Origin of the sequence: Streptomyces brasiliensis (assembly GCF_014647875.1) — a bacterium.
Classification (GTDB): Bacteria; Actinomycetota; Actinomycetes; order Streptomycetales; family Streptomycetaceae; genus Streptomyces; species Streptomyces brasiliensis.
Genome location: NZ_BMQA01000239.1, coordinates 1 through 1,048, shown reverse-complemented (window position 1 = coordinate 1,048; position 1,048 = coordinate 1). Strand labels below are relative to the sequence as shown.

The 1,048-nt window shown below is 69.3% G+C and carries 1 protein-coding gene; it reads left to right on the top strand.

Going from position 1 to position 1,048, the window contains the following annotated elements:
- On the top strand, positions 1 to 1,048 hold a 1,048-nt coding region (locus IEZ19_RS49970), incomplete at both ends, for a YncE family protein (RefSeq protein ID WP_373297195.1).

The window sequence follows — 1,048 nt, the reverse complement described above, 5'->3', positions numbered from 1 at the left end:
CCTGGTGATCACGGACCTGTCCACCGGCAAGGTGGTGCAGAAGATCGGCACCAACGCGGCGGACAACCTGCGCATCAGCAGCAGCGCGGTCGGCCAGGAAGGCCCGACCTACTCGCCCGACGGCACGTCGCTGTGGCTGGGTCAGGCCACCGGCTACACCAAGTTCACCGTCAACGCCGACGGCACCTTGGCCAACCCGGTCGCCGTGAACATCCCGACCGTCAGCGGCCACCAGGCCCTGGTGGCCGCCGCGGTGTTCTCCGCCGACGGCTCCACCGTGTATGGCGCGGTCAACGGCCAGAACAAGGTCGTCGCCATCGACGCCGCCACCGGCACCATCAACCAGACCTGGACCACCGGCACCGCCCCGCGCGGCCTGGCCCTGGTCGGCGGCAAGCTGTACGTCACCAACGAGGGCGGCCGCCCGGCCCAGGCCGGCGAGACCACCATGAACTCCTACGGCACCAATGTGCCGGCCAACCGTGAGACCGGCGCCGCCACCACCGGCACGGTCAGCGTGATCAACACCGCCGACGCGTCCGCCGCCGTCTCCACCATCGACGTCGGTCTGCACCCGACCGCGGTGTACGCCGCCAAGGGCGCGCTGTTCGTCACCAACACCGTCGACAACAGCGTCTCGGTCATCGACACCAAGAGCGACAAGGTCGTCCAGACCATCTCCACCCAGCCGTGGGCCGAGTCCTCGGTCGGCTACGAGCCCAACGCCATCACCCTCACCGACGACGGCCGTCTGCTGGTGACGCTGGGCCGCGCCAACGCCGTCGCGGTCTACCGCTACTCGGGCCCGGCGCAGCCCGCCCGCTACGTCGGCCTGCTCCCGACAGACTACTTCCCCTCGGAGATCGCCCAGGTCGGTGGGAAGATCGTCGTCTCCAACACCCGTGGCATAGACGCGCGTCGCTCGACCACGGCCGCCCACGCCACCCACGACACGACGTCCAGCCTGACCCAGTTCACGCTGCCGAGTGACGACGTCGTCAAGTCGTACACGCCCAAGGTGTTCCAGATGAACGGCTGGAGCGGCGAC